17 protein-coding genes and 2 pseudogenes are annotated in these 22,691 nt (G+C 64.6%); 14 read left to right on the forward strand and 5 right to left on the reverse strand.

The features are described 5' to 3' along the window. Positions 1–174: 174 nt before the first annotated feature. From OKW45_RS19250 to OKW45_RS19280, 7 genes are all read left to right on the forward strand, one after another. Entirely contained in the window at positions 175–2,490 is a 2,316-nt protein-coding gene (locus OKW45_RS19250) for a putative bifunctional diguanylate cyclase/phosphodiesterase (RefSeq protein ID WP_429470515.1), read from the forward strand. 136 nt (positions 2,491–2,626) lie between these two features. After that, positions 2,627–2,815 (forward strand): hypothetical protein, encoded by a 189-nt coding sequence (locus OKW45_RS19255; RefSeq protein WP_008922008.1) that lies wholly within the window; start codon positions 2,627–2,629, stop codon positions 2,813–2,815. Between the two features lie 170 nt (positions 2,816–2,985). Beyond that, complete coding sequence (locus OKW45_RS19260) at positions 2,986–4,383, forward strand: FAD-containing oxidoreductase (RefSeq protein WP_429470517.1); 1,398 nt, start codon at positions 2,986–2,988, stop codon at positions 4,381–4,383. 28 nt (positions 4,384–4,411) lie between these two features. Then, the gene (locus tag OKW45_RS19265) at positions 4,412–4,765 is read left to right on the forward strand and encodes a cupin domain-containing protein (protein WP_429470519.1); all 354 of its coding nucleotides are present in this window, start codon (positions 4,412–4,414) and stop codon (positions 4,763–4,765) included. 144 nt (positions 4,766–4,909) lie between these two features. Further along, complete coding sequence (locus OKW45_RS19270; RefSeq protein WP_018417471.1) at positions 4,910–5,485, forward strand: TMEM175 family protein; 576 nt, start codon at positions 4,910–4,912, stop codon at positions 5,483–5,485. A gap of 2 nt (positions 5,486–5,487) precedes the next feature. Then, positions 5,488–6,294 (forward strand): hypothetical protein, encoded by an 807-nt coding sequence (locus OKW45_RS19275; protein WP_429470521.1) that lies wholly within the window; start codon positions 5,488–5,490, stop codon positions 6,292–6,294. A gap of 8 nt (positions 6,295–6,302) precedes the next feature. After that, the gene (locus OKW45_RS19280) at positions 6,303–6,791 is read left to right on the forward strand and encodes a metallophosphoesterase family protein (protein ID WP_429470522.1); all 489 of its coding nucleotides are present in this window, start codon (positions 6,303–6,305) and stop codon (positions 6,789–6,791) included. A 66-nt stretch (positions 6,792–6,857) separates the two neighbouring features. Here the strand turns inward: OKW45_RS19280 and proP are convergent, their stop codons facing one another. The 3 genes from proP to argA form a co-directional block, all read right to left on the reverse strand. After that, positions 6,858–8,327 carry a glycine betaine/L-proline transporter ProP gene (gene proP / locus OKW45_RS19285; protein WP_429470523.1) on the reverse strand — a complete coding sequence of 490 codons (1,470 nt, stop codon included), beginning with the start codon at positions 8,325–8,327 and terminating at the stop codon, positions 6,858–6,860. A gap of 738 nt (positions 8,328–9,065) precedes the next feature. Next, positions 9,066–9,338 (reverse strand): oxidative damage protection protein, encoded by a 273-nt coding sequence (locus OKW45_RS19290; protein ID WP_026225286.1) that lies wholly within the window; start codon positions 9,336–9,338, stop codon positions 9,066–9,068. Between the two features lie 74 nt (positions 9,339–9,412). Beyond that, complete coding sequence (gene argA, locus OKW45_RS19295; RefSeq protein ID WP_018417476.1) at positions 9,413–10,801, reverse strand: amino-acid N-acetyltransferase; 1,389 nt, start codon at positions 10,799–10,801, stop codon at positions 9,413–9,415. Between the two features lie 123 nt (positions 10,802–10,924). Here argA and OKW45_RS19300 point away from each other — a divergent pair, with 123 nt between their 5' ends. Both OKW45_RS19300 and hrpA read left to right on the forward strand, forming a co-directional pair. Further along, positions 10,925–11,140: a hypothetical protein gene (locus OKW45_RS19300; RefSeq protein ID WP_429470524.1), complete on the forward strand. Its 216-nt coding sequence runs from the start codon at positions 10,925–10,927 to the stop codon at positions 11,138–11,140. Continuing rightward, positions 11,137–15,420: an ATP-dependent RNA helicase HrpA gene (gene hrpA / locus OKW45_RS19305; RefSeq protein ID WP_429470526.1), complete on the forward strand. Its 4,284-nt coding sequence runs from the start codon at positions 11,137–11,139 to the stop codon at positions 15,418–15,420. The genes OKW45_RS19300 and hrpA overlap by 4 nt, the downstream gene beginning before the upstream one ends. 149 nt (positions 15,421–15,569) lie before the next feature. Here hrpA and OKW45_RS19310 read toward each other — a convergent pair. Next, positions 15,570–16,130: pseudogene (locus OKW45_RS19310) on the reverse strand (YadA family autotransporter adhesin); the annotation flags it as partial. A 578-nt stretch (positions 16,131–16,708) separates the two neighbouring features. Here OKW45_RS19310 and OKW45_RS19315 point away from each other — a divergent pair. From OKW45_RS19315 to OKW45_RS19335, 5 genes and pseudogenes are all read left to right on the forward strand, one after another. After that, a complete protein-coding gene (locus OKW45_RS19315) occupies positions 16,709–17,728 on the forward strand; it encodes a YVTN family beta-propeller repeat protein (protein WP_018417479.1) in 1,020 nt (339 codons plus the stop codon). A gap of 70 nt (positions 17,729–17,798) precedes the next feature. Further along, entirely contained in the window at positions 17,799–18,797 is a 999-nt protein-coding gene (locus OKW45_RS19320) for a sterol desaturase family protein (RefSeq protein ID WP_018417480.1), read from the forward strand. A gap of 209 nt (positions 18,798–19,006) precedes the next feature. Further along, positions 19,007–19,840: an EI24 domain-containing protein gene (locus OKW45_RS19325; RefSeq protein WP_429470527.1), complete on the forward strand. Its 834-nt coding sequence runs from the start codon at positions 19,007–19,009 to the stop codon at positions 19,838–19,840. 19 nt (positions 19,841–19,859) lie between these two features. Beyond that, the gene (locus OKW45_RS19330) at positions 19,860–20,705 is read left to right on the forward strand and encodes a competence/damage-inducible protein A (RefSeq protein WP_429470528.1); all 846 of its coding nucleotides are present in this window, start codon (positions 19,860–19,862) and stop codon (positions 20,703–20,705) included. 530 nt (positions 20,706–21,235) lie between these two features. Further along, positions 21,236–21,757 (forward strand): annotated as a pseudogene (locus OKW45_RS19335) (GH92 family glycosyl hydrolase); the annotation flags it as partial. Between the two features lie 204 nt (positions 21,758–21,961). Here the strand turns inward: OKW45_RS19335 and OKW45_RS19340 are convergent. Then, positions 21,962–22,426 (reverse strand): rhodanese-like domain-containing protein, encoded by a 465-nt coding sequence (locus OKW45_RS19340; RefSeq protein WP_429470529.1) that lies wholly within the window; start codon positions 22,424–22,426, stop codon positions 21,962–21,964. Between the last annotated feature and the right edge of the window lie 265 nt (positions 22,427–22,691).

Consider the following 22,691-nt stretch of genomic DNA (forward strand, 5'->3'; position numbering starts at 1 on the left):
CGAACAGACGGCGCCCGCACTGCCGTCGCCCGTCGTACCGGCATCAACCGATGCTGGCACGCCACACCGGAGCCGTCCGCACGCGATGCATGGCAGATTTTCACGCTGGGCTTAGCGTAAACCCCGGTGTGCCGCGTACACTAACTTGCCGATGTTGGGTTGGGGGGCGCAACTATGATTTGCGAAGCAACATCACGTGGCACGACGACAGCCGCGCCGGAGGGCGCCCGCTATCGGCCGGAACGGGCCGAAGAGGTACTCGCATCCGAGCGCAGCGTGTTGCGGCTGATCACCCGCAACACGCCGCTGCCCGAGCTGCTCGACGAAGTCTGCCGTCGCGCCGAGGCGCTGCTCGGCGACGGCGCGTGCTGCTCGATCCTGCTGCTCGACCCGGATGGCGTGCATGTGCGCGTCGGCGGCGCGCCGTCGCTGCCGCCCGCATACAGCGCCGCGATCGAGGGCGCGGCGATCGGTCCGCGCGCCGGCTCGTGCGGCACGGCGATGTTCGAGCGGCGTCTGGTGATCGTCGACGACATCGAATCCGATCCGCTGTGGGAAAACTTCCGCGATGTCGCGTTGCCGCACGGCTTGCGCGCATGCTGGTCCGTGCCCTTCGAAAACGACGCGGGCATCGTGCTCGGCGCGTTCGCCGTCTACTACCGCGCCACCCGCCGTCCGACCGTCGAGGAAGAGGCGATGCTGCGCGACATCGGCAGCAGTGTCGGCCTTGCGGTCCATCAGGACGCGATGGCGCAGCGCCTCGCGCATAGCGAGGAGCGTCACCGGCTGGTCGTCGATCATCTCAGCGAGGGCATCGTCGTGCAGTCGCGCACCGGCATCGTGCTCGCCTGCAATCCGAGTGCGCAGCGCATGCTGCACGTGACACCGGAGGTCGTCGGCAGCAGCATGCGGACCGTGATGACACGCGCGTTCGGCGAGGACGGCTCGGTCATCGGCGAAGTCAACCGTCCGGTCTCGGAGGTCTTTGCGACCGGCAAGCCGATGCTCGGCGTGACGGTCGGCCTCGAACTGATCGGCGGCGAAGTCGTGTGGATCACGCAGAACGTCGTGCCGATCCTGCGGCCCGGCGACAGCGAGCCGGACTCCGTGCTGATTTCGTTTTCCGACATCGGGCCGGTGCGCGAGGCGCAGCGCCAGCTGAAGTACCTCGCCACGCGCGATTCGCTAACCGGCCTCTACAACCGCGCCTACCTGACCGAGCGGATGCGCGACCTGTTCGCGCCGCGCGCCGGCGGCGACCATGACGGCGAGCTCACCAGCGTCGCCGTGCTATTCGTCGATCTCGACGGCTTCAAGAAGGTCAACGACACCGCCGGTCACGAAGCTGGCGACGCGTTGCTGTGCAGCGTCGCCGAACGGCTGTCGGCCTGCGTCGGGTGCGGCGACACGCTGGCGCGCGTCGGCGGCGACGAGTTCGTGATCGTCGCCAGTGCGTACGGCAATACCGGCGAGCTGATCGGCCTCGCGCACCGCATTCTGGACATGATCGCGGTGCCGTTCGCGGTGGCGGGCAACGAGTACTACCTGGGCGCGTCGATCGGTATCAGCCTGTTTCCCGAAGACGGCCAGGACGTCGCGACGCTGATGCGCAACGCCGATTCGGCGATGTATCACGCGAAGCAGCGCGGCCGCAACAACTTCCAGTTCTTCACCGCCGAGCTGAACCAGCATCTGCAGCGGCGTTTCACGATCGAACAGTCGCTGCGGCGCGCGCTTGCGGCCAACGAGCTGAGCCTCGTGTACCAGCCGATCGTCGATAGCCAAAGCGGCCGCACGATCGGCGCGGAAGCGCTGCTGCGCTGGTACAACAGCGAGCTGGGCAACGTGTCGCCGGGCGAATTCATTCCGGTCGCCGAGGATGCCGGGCTGATCGTCGAGATCGGCGACTGGGTGCTCGAGCACGCCTGCCAGCAGGTCGCGCAGTGGCGGCGCTCGCTCGCGCCGCATCTGATCGTCGCGGTCAATCTGTCGCCGCGGCAGTTCAACGACGGGCTGCTCGAGCGCATCGAAGGTTGTCTCGCGCAGTCCGGGCTCGAACCGGCCGCGCTCGAACTCGAGATCACCGAGCGATTGCTGATGAGCGACAGCGATACCGTGCTGCCGATGCTGAGCGCGCTGAACGCAATGGGCGTGCGCGTCTCGGTCGACGATTTCGGCACCGGTTATTCGTCGCTGTCGTACCTGAAGCGCTTTCCGCTGCATAACCTGAAGATCGACCGCTCGTTCGTCGCGGGGCTGCCCGATCATCGCGATTCGGTCGCGATCACGCAGGCGGTCGTCGCGATGGCGCACTCGCTCGGTATGAACGTGACCGCCGAGGGCGTCGAGACCGCCGAACAGGCGGCGTTCCTGCGCGCGATCGATTGCGACAAGCAGCAGGGCTACCTGTACAGCCGGCCGGTCGGCGCGAGCGCGTATGCGCGCACGCTGTACGACGCGCAGCTGATCGGCATGGCGAAGGCATCCTGACGCGATTGTTCAGATTGCCGAACAAGTGACTTCGCGTTGCCGCTATTTATCGGCGGCGACGCGCTCCCTAAAATTCCCCCATCGAAACGTTATTGGTGCGTGGTGCCGAAGCGGCGCCCCGCGTTTGGGGGTCGTGATGTCAGAGTTGATCAGAAACCAGCTTTACCGGCCATCGGTCGTACTGCCGATGGTCGCGCTGATGCAGGTGATGGTGTCGCAGGACTTCAATCTCGGCCAGGTCGGCTGGGTGTTCGCGGCACGCGGCGCGCAGGCCGCATTGCAACGTTCGCGCGAGTTGATTTGCGCGGTTCATTGCCACGCCTGAGGAGTCGCGTGGAGGATCTGCAGTAATCCAGACTGATTGGCGCCGCCTCGCGCGCGGCGCCTGGCAAGACGGGCCGTCGCCAAAGCGCCCGCGCAATCAGACATGGCATGGCAGCCCGTGGCGCGAAGCGTAAGATGCTACGACCTGCACCCAGACCCTGGAGAGTTGCCATGGCACAGCACTTCGACGCAGTCGTGATCGGTACGGGACAAGGCGGTTCGCCGCTCGCCGTGCGCCTCGCTCAAAGCGGGCGCCGCACCGCGGTGATCGAGCGCGCGGAGTTCGGCGGCACTTGCGTGAACGTCGGCTGCACGCCGACCAAATCCTATGTGGCGAGCGCCCGAGCGGCGCACGTGGCGCGCCATGCGGCGGACCTCGGCGTGCAGGTGGGTTCGGTCGGCGTCGATCTGGCGGCCGTGAAGGCGCGCAAGGACCGGATCATCGGAGAGTCGCGCAGCGGCGTCGAAAAATGGCTGCGCGCCACGGAAAACATCATGGTGTTCAACGGCCACGCGCGCTTCACCGGCGCGCGCATGCTCGCGATCAGCGGGCACGACGGTCAACTGCTGGACGAGCTCAGCGCGTTCGAAATCTTCATCAACACCGGCACGCGCGCCGTCGTGCCGCCGCTCGAAGGCATCCAGCGGATTCCGTACTACACGAACTCGACGCTGCTCGAACTGACCGCGTTGCCGGATCATCTGGTGATCGTCGGCGGCAGTTATATTGCGCTCGAATTCGCGCAGGTGTTTCGCCGCTTCGGGAGCCGCGTCAGCGTGCTGGTGCGCGGCGAGCGCGTGCTCAACCGCGAGGATGCCGATTTCGCGGAGTCGGTGCAGAAGGTGCTCGCGCGCGAGGGCGTCGAGTTTCATTTCGGCGTGCAGCCGACGCGCGTCCAGCCGCATGCGCATCGCGCGAATGACGTGTGCATCGGCTTCGAGCAGAACATCCCGGCCATGGAGGCATCGCACCTGCTGGTTGCCACCGGCCGCAGGCCGAATACCGACGACCTCGGCCTCGGCGCCGCCGGCATCGAGACCGACCGGCACGGCACGATCATCGTCGACGGCCAGCTGCGCACCAGCGTGCCGGGCGTGTGGGCGATCGGCGACGTGAACGGCCGCGGCGCGTTCACGCATACGTCCTACGACGACTGCCAGATCGTCGCGGCGAACCTGCTCGACGGCGGCGCGCGCAGCGTCGACACGCGGATCATGACCTATGCGGTGTTCGTCGATCCGCCGCTCGCGCGCGTCGGCATGTCCGAGCAGGAGGTGCGCAACAGCGGCCGCGACGCGCTGATCGCGACGATGCCGATGTCGCGCGTGGGCCGTGCGCGTGAGCGTGGCGAAACCGACGGCTTCATGAAGGCGCTCGTCGATGCGCACAGCAAACAGATACTCGGCGCGGCAATTCACGGCATCGAGGGCGACGAGGCGATCCATACGTTCGTCGACATCATGACCGCAGGCGCGCCGTATCCGACTTTGCAATACGCGATGCACGTGCATCCGACCATCAGCGAACTGGTGCCGACGCTGCTCGATGGGCTCAAGCCGATGCAATGAACTGCCTTGACGCTGGCGCGACACGCTGATGACAAGCCCGCTCAAACCCGCACGTAACAGCGGCAACCTGTTCGACGCCGTCGCGCAGCTGGGGACGACGCCCGAGGAGCAGGTCGACGCGCTCGTCGAGCGTGGCGGCGTGACGATCGAGCGGATCGTCTCGACCGGGCAGGCGAGTCCGCCCGGCTTCTGGTACGACAGCCCGCGCGCCGAATGGGTCGTGCTGCTCACCGGCGCGGCGGTGCTCGAATTCGACGGCGACCCCCAGCCGCATCCGATGAAGCCCGGCGATCACGTGCTGATCGAGGCGCATTGCCGGCACCGCGTCGCATGGACGAGCGACACCGAGCCGAGCGTGTGGCTCGCGGTCCATTACCCGTGAGCGGCGGCGGATCGAGCCATCCGCGCGGCCCGCTCTCGCGCATCGACAAATCCTCACACCATCACCGATAATCGGCAGCGGCGCGGCCCGCGCGCAAGGCGAAGGCGGGCTGTGCGCCCCACCGCATTGATCTTCGGGACTCGCATGGGCAAGGGACGCGTCGAAGCCTTCAGCGATGGCGTAATCGCCATCATCATCACGATCATGGTGCTCGAGCTGAAGGTGCCTGAAGGCCACGATCTCGCGGCGCTGCGCCCGGTCGTGCCGGTGTTCTGCGCATACGTGCTGAGCTTCGTGTACGTCGGCATTTACTGGAACAATCACCATCACATGTTCCATGCGGTGCAGAAGGTCAACGGCAAGGTGCTGTGGGCGAACCTGCACCTGCTGTTCTGGCTGTCGCTGTTGCCGGCCGTCACGCACTGGGTCGGCGCGAACCATCTGGCCGCGTGGCCGACCGCGATGTACGGCATCGTGCTGTTCATGGCGGCGATCGCGTATTTCATCCTGACGCGCGCGCTGATTTCGCAGCATGGACACGACTCGACGCTGGCCAAAGCGCTCGGCAACGACTTCAAGGGCAAGGTCTCCGTCGTCATTTACCTGACCGGCATCGGGCTCGCGTTCGTCGTGCCGTGGGCGTCGGCCGTGCTGTACGCGCTCGCCGCCGCGTGGTGGTTCGTACCGGACCGTCGAATCGAACACGTGCTGGAGGCCTGAGCATGCTGCTCGCACTGAAGCTCGTGCTGGTGCCGGCCTTTCTCGCCGCGCTGACGGCGGCCGCGCGCGTCTGGGGGCCGTCGGTCGCGGGATGGCTCGCGGGACTGCCGGTCGTCGCCGGACCGATCGTGCTGCTGCTCGCAGTCGAGCGCGGGCCGGCGTTCGCGGCGCAGGCGTCGGCGGCGTCGGTTGCGGCAATCGCCGCATCCGAGGCATTCAATCTTGCTTATGGATGGAGCTGCCGACGCTTCGACTGGCCGCTCGCACTGGTCGCGGGCATGGCCGGCTGGCTCGGCGCGGGACTGCTGATCGTGCGGATGCCCGGCTCGCTTGGGTGGGCGCTGGCGGCGGCGTGCGTGGCCGTCGCGGTGTCGCAGAGCGGCTTGCCGCGCGCGACGGGCCATGTGCCGGCGGCGCGCGTCGGGCGTGCGGATCTGGCCGTGCGGATGCTCGCGGGCGCATTGCTGACGCTCGCGGTGACGGCTGCCTCGGCATCGATGGGCGCCGCGTGGAGTGGCGTGGTGTCGGTGTTTCCGCTGCTCGGCATCGTGCTCGCGGTGTCGGCGCAGCGTGCGCATGGCGCGGACTTCGTGGCGCTGCTGATGCGCGGCATGGTGGTCGGGCGCGGCTCGTTCGCGGCGTTCTTCGCGGTGACGGCGATGCTGCTGCCGCGGTACGGTGTGGCGACGGGGTTTGCGTGCGCGGCGGTGGTGTCGGTCGTCGTGCAGGGGTTGACGCGGCGCATGCTGGCTGGGCAGCGCCGTGCTCAGGCGACGGCGCGAGAGTTGACGCAGCCGCAGACGGAGTGAGACTGCGCATGGCTTCACGTCGCTCACCTTCGACCGCTACCCGCATCGGGCTCATCTCGGATACGCACAACCTCGTGCGTCCGGAAGCGTTGTGCTATCTCGACGGCTGCGACGCAATCATTCACGCGGGCGATATCTGCAACCCGGACGTGCTCGACACGCTCGCGCGGATCGCGCCGCTCACCGCGGTGCGCGGCAACAACGATACCGGTGACTGGGCCGCGTCTCTACCGACGCATGCGCGGCTGACGATCCAGCAGGTGACGATTCTGGTCGTGCACGATATCGCCGAGCTGGGCTGCGTGCCGCAGCACGATGGCATTCGCGTCGTGGTGAGCGGCCACTCGCACAAGCCGTCGATCGCCGAGCGCGACGGCGTGCTGTATGTCAATCCTGGCAGCGCGGGGCCGCGGCGCTTCAAGCTGCCGGTCTGCGCGGGCACGCTGACCGTCGAAGGCGCGCAGGTTGGTGCGACGTTCGATTCGCTCCTGATGTAAAAGAAGCGGGCCGGCGAATTTCGCCGGCCCGCTCAGAAACAACGCTTGGTGTGATGACTGCGCGGATCAGGCACGCGCGGTCGCAGCCGCCGCGAACCGTTCATCCATCTCCTCGGCCTCGCGCTCACCGCGCAGCACCGCGTGCGCTTCAGCGCGCGTCCCGACGCACGGACCCGAGCCGAGCAGCGGCTTGCGCGCGGTTTCGCGCAGCGCGAGCACCGACACGATGCCGATCAGCGATGCACCCATCAGGTAGTACGCGGGCATCATCAGATTGCCGGTCCGGTCGACGAGCCATGCGGTCACGAGCGGCGTCGTGCCGCCGAACAGCGACACCGAGATATTGAAGCCGATCGCGAGCGCGCCGTAGCGGATCCGGGTCGGGAACAGCGCCGGCAGCGCCGACGGCATCACCCCGGTGAAGCACGACAGCAGCACGCCGAGAATCATCAGACCGCCGAACACCGGCAGCACCGTGCCCATGCGAATCAGCAGCAGCGCGGGAATCGACAGCGCGAACAGACCGACGCAGCCGAGCAGCATCACGGGCTTGCGGCCGATCGCGTCGGAAAGACGGCCGGCGGCGAGCGTCATCGGCATCATCAGGATCATTACGAGCAGCACGAGGAACAGACCGTGCGTTTCGTTGAAGTGCAGCGTGGCGGACAGATAGCTCGGCAGATACGACAGCGCCATATAGTCGGTCACGTTGAAAATCAGCACGAGGCCGACACACAGCAGCAGCGGCTTCCACTGCTGCACGAGCAACTGGCGCAACGACTGGCTGGGCAGCGCGCGGTCTTCGGCTTCGCGCTCTTCGGCCTGCTTTTTGAACGCGGGCGTTTCCTCGAGCTTCATGCGGATGTACAGACCCACCAGACCGAGCGGTCCGGCGATCAGGAACGGTACGCGCCAGCCCCAGGACAGCAGCGCGTCGTTCGACAGCGTCGCCGTCAGCAGCGCGACCGTGCCCGCGCCGAGCACGTAGCCGATCAGCGTGCCGAACTCGAGAAAGCTGCCCATGAAGCCGCGGCGCTTGTCGGTCGAGAATTCGGCGATGAAAGTCGCGGCGCCGCCGTATTCGCCGCCGGTCGAGAAGCCCTGCACGAGGCGCGCAAGCAGCAACAGCGCCGGTGCGAGAATGCCGATCGTCGCGTAGTTGGGGATTAGGCCGATCGCGAAGGTGCCCGCGGCCATCATGATCATCGTCATCGCCAGCACGCGCTGACGGCCGATGCGGTCACCGAGCGGCCCGAATACCATGCCGCCGATCGGCCGCACGAGAAACGCCGCGGCAAACGTGCCGAATGTCGCAATGAGTTGCGCCGATGGGCTCGACGAAGGGAAGAACACCTTGCCGAGCGTGACCGCGATGTAGCTGTACACGCCGAAATCGAACCATTCCATCGCGTTGCCGAGCGCCATGGCGCCGACGGCCCGTTTCAGGAGGGAGTGATCGACAACGGTGATGTCGTCGAGGGAAAGACGCTGTTCCGGTTTGTGATGTCGCCAGAAGCCGTTGCTGGAAGCGGTCAAGGTTGAAACTCCAATGACTGCGACGAAACTCGTGATGCGTTCCGCCACGGTTGCTGGGAAGTGTAATTTCGTGAGCAAGGCGAGGCTATTCGCGGCACCGGTTATCCGGCGGCGGAACGGATGGCGAAAAGAAGCAAACGCCCGTGCCTCGCGGTAAGTTCGCGAAAAAACACTCGACTAGATTGTGCTGACTGTTGCACCTGCGTGGCCGTGGAAGGGGGGCAGATGCATGAAGGACGCGGGGCTGGCGGGAAACTGACCCATGCGCCACTGAAGGCTTGAAACGAAAAAGGCCGGTCTTGAATTTTCCGCTTCAGGCGGGGAAACGACCGACGAGCCTTCTTGTTTAAAAACAGCTCGATTCAGGATGACGCACGCGCGGAAAACGCACGGCGAGCCAACTTGAATAGAACACGAATGAAGGCGAATTGCTGTTGAAACGCCGCACATATTAGCACGATGACAGAGGATCGTGCAAACCGGTGGTGCGGGCGAAGGCCGCCGATGTGGCTCAATCCATTGCGGGGCGGGGGATCTGGCGGGATCGGCCGAATTGGAAAACGGACCGCCTGGAACATTTGCAGACTCATTTTCGAGGCGAAGGCGACACGAACTGCGGACACGACACGCGGCCGGTATCGGGGCGAAAAAAATCCGCGCTCGCGGCGCGGACTTTCAGGCGTGTGTTTGCTCGGTTTGGGCGACGCGTTGTGTCGTGTCGTCCTCGACGAGGCAAGCTCAGGCTGACGGCGGCACGTACCCCGATGCGGTATCCGCGCCTTCGCCGAAGAAGAACTTTTCGGTCTGCTTCATCAGATACTGACGCGCGCGCGGATCGGCCATGTTCAGGCGATTTTCGTTGATCAGCATGGTCTGCTGCTTCAACCAGCTCTGCCAGGCTTCCTTCGAGATACTTTCGTAGATCCGCTTGCCGAGTTCGCCCGGCAGCGGCGGGAAATCGAGGCCTTCGGCTTCCTTGCCGAGCTTCGCGCATTGAACCATACGAGTCATGCTGTGCTTCTCCTGTAATCGATGTGGGGCGGGCAGGCGCCGGTTCGGATCAGATGGGGGCGATCACGAAGTACTCAAAGCTGTTTCATCAGCACGAGCGACTTGCGCTGCCAGTTATAGAGTCGGCGGCGGTCTTCGGGCAGGTCGTCGACCGAAACCTTGACGAAGCCGCGTTTCAGGAACCAGTGTTCGGTGCGTGTGGTGAGCACGAAAATGCGCGTGAGGCCGCGTGCCCGCGCGCGCTGCTCGATCCGCTTGAGCAAACGCTCGCCGTCGCCAGTGCCTTGCGCTTCCGGCGCGACCGTCAGGCACGCCATTTCGCCGATGCGCTCCTGCGGATACGGATACAGCGCCGCGCAGCCGAACAGCACGCCATCGTGCTCGATCACCGAGAAATGGTCGATGTCGCGTTCGATCTGGTGACGGCCGCGCCGTACCAGCGTGCCGTCAGTTTCGAGCGGCTCGATCAGCGCGAGAATGCCGCCGACGTCGTCCGGCGTTGCTTCGCGCAGGCTTTCGAGGTTCTCGTACGAAATCATCGTGCCGACGCCATCGTGCAGGAACAGTTCGAGCAGCAGGCTGCCGTCGAGCGCGTACGGGATGATGTGCGCACGCGCCACGCCGCCGCGGCAGGCGCGAATCGAATGCTTCAGGTAGAACGCGGCGTCGCCGGTCACTTCGCCGCTTTCGTTCAGCTTGTAGGCGTCGTCGAGCGACAGTTCGCGGATCAGCGCGGTGCCGCTTTCGCCGGTTTCCATCAAGCCCGGCGTTTCGGTCAGGAACACGATCTTGTCGGCGCGCAGCGCGATCGCCGCGGCCGAGGCCACGTCTTCCATCGACAGATTGAATGCCTCACCGGTGGGCGAGAAGCCGAGCGGCGATAGCAGCACGAGCTTGCGGCTCGCAAGCGAGTGTCGGATCGAATCCGCGTCGATCTTGCGCACGAGGCCCGTGTGCTGGAAGTCGACGCCGTCCAGAATGCCGACGGGGCGCGCCGTCACGAAGTTGCCCGATACGACGCTGATGTGCGCGTGCGCCATTGGCGTGTTCGGCAGACCCTGGCTGATCGCGGCTTCGATGTCCAGACGCACTTCGCCGGCCGCCTCCTTCGCGGACTCGAGCGCGCGCGCGTCGGTGATGCGCATGCCGTGTGAAAACTCCGATTCGACGCCGTGCAGGCTCATCTGCTCCTCGACCTGCGGGCGCGAGCCATGCACGAGCACGATCTGGATGCCCATTGCCTGCAGCAGCGCGATGTCGGACACGAGCGCATTCAGCAGCCCCTGATGCACCACTTCGCCGCCGAAACCCACGACGAATGTCTTGTTTCGGAACGCGTGGATATACGGGGCGACGGAACGCATCCAGTCGACGAATTGCGCGTGCTGGGCGAGAGTTTCCGGCGAGTCGGAGGGCGCCGGAACGCTCGCGGGCGCGGGGACGAGGTCGGTTTGGGAATTCATGCCGGGGATTATAATGCGCCCCCATGTCGAATGTACCCAAAAGTCCCGCTGGGGCGAACGAGAAACCGGCGTCGGCCGGCGAGCCGGCCAACCCCGGCGATACGATGCGCCGCCCAGCGCAGGATGCGAGACCCGATCAGGCGCGTGACGAGCGTCGGGGGGCGGGCGCGTCTGCGCGAAAGGTGCCGCCTGAAGGGGGCGGTGCAGGTCGAAAAGATCGCGAAGAGCACGCTGGCGCGCGTGACGAACGGCGCGGTGAATCCCGCGATGAATCGGATCAAGCGTCTGGTGCGAAGCGGGGCGGTGGGGCTCGTGGCGAGCAACGTGGCGCTTCGTTGAGCGAGCAGCTTGGACAATTCCGTACTGCGCTTCATAACGCGGCCCGTGAGCAGCAGGGCGATGGGCCGCAAAGCGGGCAGCGGGGTGGACCGCAAAGCGAGCGCCGCAATACGCCTTCGGCCGTGCCTCGCGGTGAGCATGGCCAGCAGGCTCGCGACGAGGGAGTTGAACAGCGTCGTGCGTCTCGCAACGAACAGGGAGATCGCGGGCCACGTAGCGAGCAACGCGAATCTACCCGCGGCGAGCAACGTCACGGATCGCGCGACAAACAATCGGGCGAGCCGCGCAAGGAACCTCGCGCGCCGCGCGAAGCGCGGCCGTCGCGGGTCGTCGAGCCGAATCCGATCCCACCGGTCACGTTCCCCGAAGCGCTTCCTGTCTCCGGTCGTCGCGACGAGATCGCGCGGGCGATCGCGGAGAATCAGGTCGTGATCGTGTCAGGCGAAACCGGCTCGGGCAAGACCACGCAGTTGCCGAAAATCTGCCTCGCGCTGGGCCGTGGTCTCGGTGCCGGCGGCAATGGTCTGATCGGCCATACGCAGCCGCGCCGGATCGCCGCGTCGGCGACCGGGCGCCGTATCGCCGAGGAGCTCGGCACGCCGTTCGGCGAAGTGGTCGGCTATAAGGTGCGCTTCAACGACAACCTCGCGCCGGGCGCATCGGTCAAGCTGATGACCGACGGCATTCTGCTTGCTGAAACGCAGACCGATCCGCTGCTGAATGCCTACGACACGCTGATCATCGACGAAGCACACGAGCGCAGCCTCAACATCGATTTTCTGCTCGGCTACCTGAAGGAGATTCTTCCCAGGCGTCCCGACCTGAAGCTGATCGTCACCTCGGCGACAATCGATGCCGACCGTTTTGCGCGTCATTTCGGCAGCGACGACAAGCCCGCGCCGGTAATCGAAGTGAGCGGCCGGATGTATCCGGTCGAGGTACGTTACCGTCCGGTCGTCGAGGACAGCCCGGCGGTCAAGGCGGCGCAAGGGACCTCGGGTGCAACCTCGTCTGGCCGCGAGCGCCCGAAGACGCAGCGCGAGACTGATCGTGATCTGATGGAGGCGATCGTCGACGCTGTCGACGAACTGTGTCGCGAAGGCCCCGGCGACGTACTGGTGTTCCTGCCCGGCGAGCGCGAGATTCGCGACGCCGCCGAGGCGCTGCGCAAACATCATCCGCCCCATACGGAGATCCTGCCCCTGTTCGCGCGGCTCTCGGCCGCCGAGCAGGAGCGCGTCTTCCGCACGTCGAACGCGCGCCGCATCGTGCTCGCGACCAACGTCGCCGAAACTTCGCTGACGGTACCGGGCATCCGCTACGTGGTCGACACCGGCCTTGCGCGCGTGAAGCGCTACTCGTATCGCAACAAGGTCGAGCAGTTGCAGGTCGAGTCGATTTCGCAGGCCGCCGCGAATCAGCGCGCGGGGCGTTGCGGCCGAGTCGCCGATGGCATCTGCATTCGTCTGTATGAGGACAGCGACTTCCAAGGCCGCGCGCGCTTCACCGATCCGGAAATTCTGCGCTCGTCGCTTGCTTCGGTGATTCTGCGCATGAAGTCGCTGCATCTGACGGCGATCGAAACCTTCCCGTTTATCGAACCGCCGCCGGGCCGTGCGATTTCCGATGGCTACCAGTTGCTCAACGAGCTCGGCGCCGTCGACGACGACACCCACCTGACGCCGCTCGGCCGCGCACTCGCGCGATTGCCGCTCGATCCGCGCGTCGGCCGCATGATCCTCGCCGCGCGCGACCAGCAGGCGCTGAAGGAAGTGCTGATCATTGCGAGTGCGCTGTCCGTGCAGGACCCGCGAGATCGCCCGATCGAAGCGCAGGAGCAGGCGGACCAGGCGCATCGCCGGTTCGCCGACGAGCGCTCCGAATTCCTGCAGTGGCTGAAGATCTGGAACTGGTTCGACGAAGCGATCGCGCACAAGAAATCGAACCGGCAGCTGCAGGACGAGTGCCGCAAGAACTTCCTGTCGCAACTGCGGCTGCGCGAATGGCGCGACGTCCACTCGCAACTGCTGACGGTGGTGCGCGAGCACGGCTGGCGGCTGAACGAAGCGGAGGCGACATTCGAGCAGATCCACCTGGCGCTGCTGACCGGTCTGCTCGGCAACATCGGCCTGAAAGCCGACGACGAGCCGTACTACCTCGGCGCGCGCGGCATCAAGTTCTATTTGTGGCCCGGCTCGGCGCTCGTGAAAAAAGCAGGCAAGTGGGCGATGGCCGCCGAGCTCGTCGAAACGAGCCGTCTGTACGCGCGCTGTATCGCGAAAATCGAGCCGGAGTGGGTCGAGAAGGTCGGCGCGCATCTGCTCAAGAAGTCGTTGTCCGAGCCGCATTGGGAAAAGCGCGCGGCGCAGGTGTCCGCGTTCGAGCGCGCGATGCTGTACGGCCTGCCGATCTATCACCGGCGGCGCGTCGCATTCGGCACGCAGGACCCGGCGCGGGCGCGCGAGCTGTTCATTCGCGGTGCGCTCGTCGAAGGCGAGTTCGACACGAAGCTTGCGTTCTTCGCGCACAACCGCAAGTTGCTCGCCGACATCGAGCAGCTCGAGCACAAGTCGCGCCGCCAGGACGTGCTGGTCGACGATGAATTGATCTACGCGTTCTACGATCAGGCGCTGCCGGACGGCATCCATACCGGCGCCGCGTTCGAGCGCTGGTATCGCGACGAGGTCAAAAAGAGTGGCCAGGCGGAGGACAAGCTGCGGCTGTTGTATTTGTCCCGAGACGATCTGATGCGGCACGAGGCGGCGGGTGTCACGACGGATCTGTTCCCTAAGCGGCTGACGATGGCGGGCATCGAGATGGCGCTGACCTATCACTTCGAGCCGGGCACGCCGCGCGACGGCGTGACGCTCGCAGTGCCGCTGTACGCGCTGAACCAGGTCGACGCGCGCCGCTGTGAGTGGCTCGTGCCCGGGATGCTGAAAGAAAAGGCGCAGATGCTGCTGAAGTCGCTGCCGCAAAAGCTGCGTCGGCATTGCGTGCCGCTCCCCGAGTACGCGGCGGGCTTCGCCGAACGGCACGGCGCACAGCGCTTCGGAGGAGGCGGCCTGCTCGAGGCGCTGATCGCCGACCTGCGCGAGCAGACCCAAGTCACGATGAAGCAGTCCGACTTCAAGCTCGAGACGCTGCCCGCGCATCTGTTCATGAACTTCAAGGTCATCGACGAACATGGCCGGCAGCTCGCGATGGGGCGCAATTTGTCGCAACTGCGCGCCGAGCTCGGCGCTCAGGCGCAGCAGCATTTCCAGAAGCTCGTTTCGGGCGCGGCGGGCGCCGCCTTGGCCGACGCGGGCGGCGGCGGTGTTGCGGCACCTGCACGCTCTCCAGATCTGCCTCAGAGTGGCGCGTCGCGCGGCAAGGGCGCGGCCGCGCCACAGCCCGCGACACCGGAAGGCGCACCAGCCACCGCGCTGTATGAAAACCTGACCACGTGGAATTTCGGCAAGTTGCCCGAGTTGCTCGAAATTCGCCGTGGTGGTCAGACGCTGTTTGGCTACCCGGCGCTCGTGGACCGTAGCACCCATTGCGACGTCGAGGTGTTCGATTCGCCGGAAGAAGCCGCGCGGATTCATCGGGCGGGCTTGCGTCGGCTCTTCGCGCTGCAGTTGAAGGAGCCGATCAAGTATCTGGAGAAAAATCTGCCGGGCCTGCGCGAAATGGCCATGCAGTTCATGCCGCGCGGCACGCAGGAGGAACTGCGCGATCAGCTGATCGACACCGCACTCGACCGCGCGTGTCTGCAGGATCCGCTGCCCGACGACGATGCGAGCTTCCATGTCCGCCGCGACGAAGGGCGTAGCCGCCTCACATTGCTCGCGCAGGAAATTTCGCGGCTGGTCGGTCAGATTCTTGGCGAATACGCGAGCCTGACGAAGAAGCTCCTGCAGGCGAAGCCATTCGCGGCCGCGTACACCGATCTGCAGAATCAGCTCGATGCGCTGATCGGCAAGCGTTTTGTCGTCGATACGCCGTATGCCCAACTCGCACATTTCCCGCGTTATCTGAAGGGGATGGCGCTGCGTATCGACAAGCTGCGCGCGGACGCCATACGCGACGCGCGCCAGTTCGCCGAATTCCAGCCGCTGCTGCAGCACTATCAGCGCGCGGTGTCGCAGCGCGGCGGCGTCGTGGATCCGCGGCTTGCGGAATTCCGCTGGCTGCTCGAGGAATTGCGCATCTCGCTGTTTGCGCAGGAGCTGCGCACCCCGATGCCGGTTTCGGTGAAGCGCCTGCACAAGGTGTGGGAGTCGATGCAGCGCTAAGGCCAGGGCGCTCGCTCGCGGACGCTGGACACTGGATGTGCACCGCGGCCGATGAGCGGGCCCGCGCACCGATGCGCGCGGGGTACGCCGAGCGTCCTCTGAGCGCCGTCGCGGCCGTACTCTGTTCGACACGTTCGCTCGAGCTGATTTCACCAATGCATCCCCGCGCCGATCGATGCGCCGAACTTTCGGCGAGAGTCGGTGCTGCCTTGGACCTTGTAGATCCATTTGCCGGTGTCCGACAACTGCGACACGCTGATCGCGAGCGCAGATTGACCGCCGTACGTGCCCTCGCCATGGCGACCATGCCGTGTCCCGGCAGGACCGCTTGCGGCAAAGCTGCCATCGCGAGCGCCGATGCCGTGCTCCCGTAGCAGTCCCGACGGGCGGAGCGGATCTGGTCGTCGGTATAGCGGTTCGACGCGCTGATCGCGCCGCTCACGCTTTGCTGCAACTGATTGACGTTGACCGCGTCGGTGCCTCGCACGCCGGCCGCGACGTTGGCGATCTGGCGTTCCTGGCCCGCCGCGCCAACCGATACCGTGTTAGCTCGGTCGCGCGTTCGCCCCGGCCGCAATCGCGTGCGCGCCGGACGCCTGCGCGCTCTCAGTCGCGCTATCGCCTGCCGCGCTGAACAACGCGTCGGCTGAGCCGATCGTCGCGTTATTGATCGCGCCTTCGAGCGCCGCGTTCAGCTGACCGAGGTTCATTAATTAAAAATCCTCCGCATTATTGGAGTTAGTGGCACGCAGCGCGTATTCCGACTTTGACGTGATGTTATTGCGTGGTTTTGAAAATATTGAAAATACAAAAACGCCGGTCATTGGTAAGGCTTGCATTATTTGGTCGAGCGCGCGTCGGCCCGGCGATATACGCTCGGGTTTCATGGGAGAGGCGCTACCGGGGCGGCGCGTATGGAGAATTCTCCGCTGTCCGCGTGCAATTCAGATATCAGCAAACTCCGAAATTCAATCGGGCTAAAAAATATATTAATACGGCTAGGTTTTTATTGATAAGGAAAGAGGAGTATTCTTATTGCTCCCGCTAATCATTTGCGCGATTTTAACGTGTGGCTGATGCATGATTGGCCCTGACAGGGAGAGCACATTGATTCCTCGCTCGAAAACCCGCGGCGCGAGCATCAAACCGGACGTGGCAGACGAAACCTCCCGCACCCGGCCGCGCTTCATCGCAACCCGTCATTTTTCGGTCGTCGCAAGTGACTTACGTCAACCGCCCGGACCAGCAAACGTTCTACAATGACCGTTGTTCTCCGAAGCGAGTTTTCATGCGTAAATTTTTTCTTCCCGGCTTGAGTGCCACGTTCGCCGCGACCGCGGTGCTGGTCGCCGCCGCAGGCTTTTTTTCTCCAGCGGCGCACGCCAATAACGTGATCGTGCTCAATTCCGGCGAGGCCACGCTGAGCCTGATCGACGAGAACAGCCGCCAGGTCATCGGCACCGTGCCCACGGGCAAGGAACCGCATCACCTGATGGCCACGCCGGACAATTCCTCGCTGATCGTCGCCAATTCGGTGTCGAACAACCTGATGTTCGTCGATCCGAAAACGGGGCAGTTACAGCGTTGGGTCGAGAACATCGAAGATCCCTATCAAATCGGTTTTTCGCCTGATCGCAAGTGGCTCGTCACTACGGGACTGCGGCTCGACCGACTCGATATCTATCACTACGACAACCAGAAAAACCAGATGACGCTGGCTTCACGGCTGCCGCTCGCGGTGATGCCGAGCCACATGGCGTTCTCGAATGACAGCAAGACGGTGTTCGTCTCGCTGCAGATCTCGGGCGAGCTCGCCGCCATCGACCTGCCCACGCAAACCGTCAAATGGAAGATGAAGGTCGGCAAGGTGCCCGCGGGTCTTTGGATGACGCCGGGGGAAAAGTACCTGCTCGTCGGCATGACCGGCGAGGACTGCGTCGCCGTGGTGGACTGGCGCAACCAGAAGGTCGTCAAGACGATTCACACGGGCAAGGGCGCTCACAATTTCCGCTCGCTCGCCGACGGCAAGCATGTCGCGGTGTCTAACCGCGTCGCTAGCACGATCAGCATCATCGACGAAGACACGCTCACCAACGTCGGCGACATCACCGGCCTGATGCCGGGACCGGACGATATGGAACTTTCCGCCGACAAACGCTATCTGTGGGTTACCTTCCGCTTCGCGAAGCACGTTGGCATCATCGATCTCAACACGCGCAAGCTGATCCAGACGATTGCGGTGGGCCGCTCGCCGCACGGCATCTATTTCTTCAACCGCGCGCCGGTGACGGCGCCGAACGGTGCGTGAGGGGCCTGAGGGCACCAGAGCAGAGCCAGGGCGCCATGAGCCATCAAGGATGAAGTAACAGGCCAGCATCATGTTCCATCTGATTTTCTCCTCACTCGACAGCTTCGTTTCAGCCGTGCAGACGTGGCTGTACGTCGACGTGGTGCAGCCGCTGCTGTTCCGGTTCAATCTGATGGACTACGACGAGGACACCTACGACAGCCTGTACTGGGTCATCGTCGGTGTGCTCGAGGTGCTCGCGATGTACGCGATCCTGCGTCCGCTCGAGGCGCTGCGCCCGGCCGAGCAATGGGAGAACCGCAAGGCCGTGCGCGTCGACGTGCTGTACACGTGGATAGCCAAGCTCGGCATTCTGAACCTGTTCTTTTTCTTCGCGATGCAACCGCTCTTCGACAACGTGCAAGGCTGGCTGCGGCTGCACGGCATCGCGAACCTGAACTTCGACAACCTGTGGCCCGGCGTGACCACGCAGCCGCTCGTCACATTCGTCATGTACCTGCTCGTGCTCGATTTCGCCGGCTACTGGTATCACCGCTGGCAGCACCGCTTCGGCGTGTGGTGGGAACTGCATGCGGTACACCATAGTCAGCGGCAGATGTCGCTGTGGTCCGACGATCGCAACCATCTGCTCGACGATCTGCTGCAGGCGTCGTTCTTCGCGATGATCGCGCTCGCAATCGGTGTGCCGCCGTCGCAGTTCGTCGTGCTGGTTGCGATCACGAATCTCGCGCAAAGCGTGCAGCACGCGAACATCCGTCTGTATTACGGCTGGCTCGGTGAGCGGCTGCTCGTCAGCCCGGCGTTCCACCGCCGTCACCACGCGATCGGGTACGGTCATGAAGGGCTCAATTACGGTTGCAATTTCGGCGTGCTGTTCCCGTGGTGGGACATGTTGTTCCGCAGCGTGTCGTGGAGCCGCGATATGGAGCCGACCGGTATCAGCGATCAGCTCGAAGGCCGCCGCTATGGCGATGGATTCTGGGCGCAGCACTGGTTCGCCTTCGTGCGCATCGCGCATCGCCTCGTATCGAAGCGCCGCGCACCCGGCAACGACACCGCCGCCGTTTGAGTCGATTCAGAGTCGGTTCAGAGTCCGTTCTGAGTCCATTGCGGATCCATTCGAGCGCGCACTCCGCCGCGCTGCTCACTTCCGCCGGCGGCGCGGTCCCTTGGTTTATGCTGTGCACGTTCGAGCGCACCCTCCAGTGCCCCAGCATGCCTGGCCCGCGCGCAGCGCGTTTTTCCCGTCCATCGTTTCGTTCGCAGGCACTGGCTCGCATGAATGATCTGTTGCGCTCGTTTGGGCGCGCGCTCGCAAGCGCGTTGCATCCGCGCATGCTCTGGCTGACCTTCAAACCGTTTTTCGTCGCGACGGTCGGCTGGGGCATACTCCTGTGGTTCTTCTGGCAGACGCTGACCGGCGCGACGCGCACCTGGCTCGACGACTGGTCCTTCACCGCCACGCTTTATCATCTGTTCGACGTGCTCGGTTTTTCGACGCTGCACGCGGTCATCGCGCCGTTCATCGTGATCGCGATGGCGATCCCGCTGATCGTCGTCACGGTGCTGCTGCTGATCGCCATGCTGTCGATGCCAGCCGTGATCCGCTTTCTCGCGGCCCGCCAGTTCGCCGGCCTGGAGATGCGCCGCGGCGGAACGTGGTACGGTAGCCTCGGTCAGGCGCTCTGGACCACGCTGCTGTGTCTCGCGCTGCTGATCGTCACGTTGCCGCTGTGGCTAGTGCCGCCGTTCTTCGCGTTGATTCCGCCGCTGCTGTGGGGATGGCTCACGTATCGCGTGATGACCTACGATGCGCTCTCGTTGCATGCGACGCGCGACGAGCGGCGCGAACTGGTGCGGCGCCACCGGCTGCCGTTGCTGCTGATCGGTATCGTGAGCGGCCTGCTAGGTTCGCTGCCGACGCTGTTGTGGGCATCGTCGGTATGGCTGATTGTGCTGTTCCCGGTGATCACGGCGGTGACGATCTGGATTTACGCGTTCATCCTCGTGTTCTCGGCGCTATGGTTCGGCAACTACTGCCTGCGCGCGCTGCAGCGCATGCGGGCGGAAGCGCATGGCGGCGCGCGCGAGATCGCGCCGGTTCCCTATTGATCAAACGAAAGAGGCGGCAATGGCATTTGGCGTCATCATCATCGGCGATGAAATCCTGTCGGGCAGACGCGTCGACAAGCATCTGCCGAAGGTCATCGAGTTGCTCCGCGCGCGCGGGCTGTCGCTCGGCTGGGCGGAGTACATCGGCGACGATCCGGAGCGCATCACGGCGACGCTGCGGCGCACGTTCGCGTCGGGCGACATCGTGTTCTCGACGGGCGGTATCGGTGCAACACCGGACGACCACACGCGCCAATGCGCGGCGGCCGCGCTCGGTGTGCCGCTCGAGCTGCATCCGGAAGCCGCGAAGCTGATCCAGGAGCGTATCCGCGACATGTATCCGGCGAACTCGCCGGCGCCGCTCGATCTGAACTCGCCCGAGAACCGGCATCGCCTGAATATGGGCACGTACCCGCAGGCCGCCGATATCATTCCGAACGGCTACAACAAGATTCCGGGCTTTTCGATCCGCCAACACCATTTCGTGCCGGGTTTCCCGGTGATGGCCTGGCCGATGATCGAATGGGTGCTCGACACGCAGTACGCGCATCTGCATCACACGACGCCGCACGCTGAAAAGTCGCTGCTGGTGTTCGAGTTGCCGGAGTCGCGCGTGACGCCGTTGATGGAGAAAATCGAGCGCGATTTTCCGGGCGTGCGGGTGTTCAGCCTGCCGAGCGTCGGGGATGCGGAGCGGGGCGGCGTGTATGCGCGGCATCACATCGATCTGGGTGTGAAGGGCGAGCCGGAAGCCGTCGCCGCGGCGTTCGTGAAGCTGCGAGAGGGAGTGCATCTGCTCGGTGGCGATATCGTCGAGCCTGAAGCGGCGGCAGCGGCGGCGGCCACGGGTAAGCCGCGAAGCTGAGCGGGCGACAGCGGTCCGCCGGGCAGCTGTAGTGTACGACCCGTGCAGTTCAGGATGTCGGGCGCCGCGCGCGCATGCAGCTTCAACGCCCATCGACATGCGCGCGGCGCGGGGACGGCAACTCCGCGCAACTAACCGCCGCTTCTTCTGCGTGCCTCTCGATGCGACTCATCGTCGGCATTCAAGTATCTCTACGGGCATTGCTAAATAAAATTCGTTATGCATAACCGGGCATTCCTCCAGACCCGGTTCATTCCATTGCCTCGATTAGTCCAATAATTGGATATTCCATCGCGAATTTTAGTTTGTTTAGTAAATTAAAATAAACTTAAATCGGAATGGATAATCGATTGACGCAATTCGAATCGCTCCTATAGCACGGCCTCCGTTCATTGAGCCGATTGTCAAACGATAATCGAGACGACCAAACGGATGACTAAACAATACTCAGGAGGCAGCCGTGATAGATATACGCCGTCTTTCGGTCGCTTTGCTTATTACCGGTGCTTTGACGGGTTGTGGACGAGCGCGGCGGACGCACCCCTTCGTATGGCGTACCGCTCGCGCGGAATGTGGCCGACGCATTCAACAACCACGGCATCGGCAGCGACGGCAGCACCGATACCGATGGTCCGGGTGCGGACTTCGACGGCTCGCTGTTCAGCTACTCGTCGCAGGCCTTGACGGCGGCGGGTGCGGCGCCGGGCAAACCGTTCTCGTTCGGTGGCGCGAGCTTCGTCTTGTCTGGCGGTCCGCTCGATAACGCGGTGGCGGTGGGGCAGGCCATCGCGATGCCGCCCGGCACGACCAAACCTTTCACGCTCTGGTTCGACGACTGGACGCTCAATGGTGGCGGTGCGGCGCCGGTGGACCCGATCGCGTCGACGACGAGCTATCGCAATGCCGGCGACGGCAGCAACGACGGCGTCAAGACCTATCTGTTCGCGCAGAGCGTGCCACTGTCGCCGGGCAAGCTCGTGGCGAGCGTCACGTTGCCGAAACAGGTCAGCGCGGGCAAGTTGCACGTGTTCGGGAATTCGGCCGCGCCCTGAACACAATGGAGCGCCGCGCGCGCGGCGCTCGACGAAACAAGCGGTCCGCGCCTGAGGGTTAGGTTGGCGCGAACCGCGACATCGCAGTGTCACAACCCGCGCCGACGATGCAATCAATGCGTGGTCGGCGCGAACCGTTTCAATCGGCCTGCTTCAGCGCCGCGCCACGGGCTTGCGCAGATGCGGGCAGTGCGCCACGCGCCATCAGGCTCCGATCCACGGCAAGCCGCGAAAACACCATCCGGACACCGTCTTCCGATGCCCCTGGCTGTCCTTGTCGCCTTCGAAGCCTTCCAGCAGGTCATACGCCTTCGTGAAGCCGGCCTGGGTCGCGGCGATCGCGGCGAGCTTCGAGCGCGCGGCGCTGCGGCACAGGAACAGCACCGGCGTATCGGGCGAGGCGACCTGCGCGAGTTGCTGCACGAATTCCTGATTGGGCACCGCGCCCGGATAGCGCGTCCATTCGACATGCGCGTATTGGCCATCACCGATCACCGGCCGGCCGACCCAATCGAGCTCGGCGCGGGTACGCACGTCGACGAGACGCGTGCGCGGATCGAGTTCCAGCAGTTCGAACGCCTCGGCCGGCGATACCGCGCCCGCATAGGGCAGTTGGTTCTCGGTGCGGCGGGCGTCCGCCTTCGCGTAAAGTTGTTCGAGCGTGCTCATGAGCGTCAACTCCTTCGGACCAAATGATTATTCTAGCGCGCGGCAGGCAGCGCACGGACCTGTGTAGACTGGACGGCGCCGGACAGTCGACGGGCAGCGCCCCAATCTCGATGCGCGAATATGGTGCATTTCTCGCTGAATGCACCAAAATGGTAGAGAGCGCCGTTTCCAAAGCGGTGAATGCACGAAATGGGTGCGTCGCAGTGCCCGCACGTTTGTTTGCGACGCGGCTCGCGCCTCGTGCGTGGCCGGCAAATCCAAGCGG

The sequence above is a fragment of the Paraburkholderia lebeckiae genome, assembly GCF_050436225.1.
Taxonomy (GTDB): domain Bacteria; phylum Pseudomonadota; class Gammaproteobacteria; order Burkholderiales; family Burkholderiaceae; genus Paraburkholderia; species Paraburkholderia tuberum.

Excerpts from the sequence above, each read along its gene's own strand:
- OKW45_RS19250 (WP_429470515.1), top strand. The coding sequence starts at position 175 with ATGATTTGCGAAGCAACATCACGTGGCACGACGACAGCCGCGCCGGAG.
- OKW45_RS19255 (WP_008922008.1), top strand. The coding sequence starts at position 2,627 with ATGTCAGAGTTGATCAGAAACCAGCTTTACCGGCCATCGGTCGTACTG.
- OKW45_RS19260 (WP_429470517.1), top strand. The coding sequence starts at position 2,986 with ATGGCACAGCACTTCGACGCAGTCGTGATCGGTACGGGACAAGGCGGT.
- OKW45_RS19265 (WP_429470519.1), top strand. The coding sequence starts at position 4,412 with ATGACAAGCCCGCTCAAACCCGCACGTAACAGCGGCAACCTGTTCGAC.
- OKW45_RS19270 (WP_018417471.1), top strand. The coding sequence starts at position 4,910 with ATGGGCAAGGGACGCGTCGAAGCCTTCAGCGATGGCGTAATCGCCATC.
- OKW45_RS19275 (WP_429470521.1), top strand. The coding sequence starts at position 5,488 with ATGCTGCTCGCACTGAAGCTCGTGCTGGTGCCGGCCTTTCTCGCCGCG.
- OKW45_RS19280 (WP_429470522.1), top strand. The coding sequence starts at position 6,303 with ATGGCTTCACGTCGCTCACCTTCGACCGCTACCCGCATCGGGCTCATC.
- OKW45_RS19290 (WP_026225286.1), bottom strand. The coding sequence starts at position 9,338 with ATGACTCGTATGGTTCAATGCGCGAAGCTCGGCAAGGAAGCCGAAGGC.
- argA (WP_018417476.1), bottom strand. The coding sequence starts at position 10,801 with ATGAATTCCCAAACCGACCTCGTCCCCGCGCCCGCGAGCGTTCCGGCG.
- OKW45_RS19300 (WP_429470524.1), top strand. The coding sequence starts at position 10,925 with ATGCGAGACCCGATCAGGCGCGTGACGAGCGTCGGGGGGCGGGCGCGT.
- OKW45_RS19315 (WP_018417479.1), top strand. The coding sequence starts at position 16,709 with ATGCGTAAATTTTTTCTTCCCGGCTTGAGTGCCACGTTCGCCGCGACC.
- OKW45_RS19320 (WP_018417480.1), top strand. The coding sequence starts at position 17,799 with ATGTTCCATCTGATTTTCTCCTCACTCGACAGCTTCGTTTCAGCCGTG.
- OKW45_RS19325 (WP_429470527.1), top strand. The coding sequence starts at position 19,007 with ATGAATGATCTGTTGCGCTCGTTTGGGCGCGCGCTCGCAAGCGCGTTG.
- OKW45_RS19330 (WP_429470528.1), top strand. The coding sequence starts at position 19,860 with ATGGCATTTGGCGTCATCATCATCGGCGATGAAATCCTGTCGGGCAGA.
- OKW45_RS19340 (WP_429470529.1), bottom strand. The coding sequence starts at position 22,426 with ATGAGCACGCTCGAACAACTTTACGCGAAGGCGGACGCCCGCCGCACC.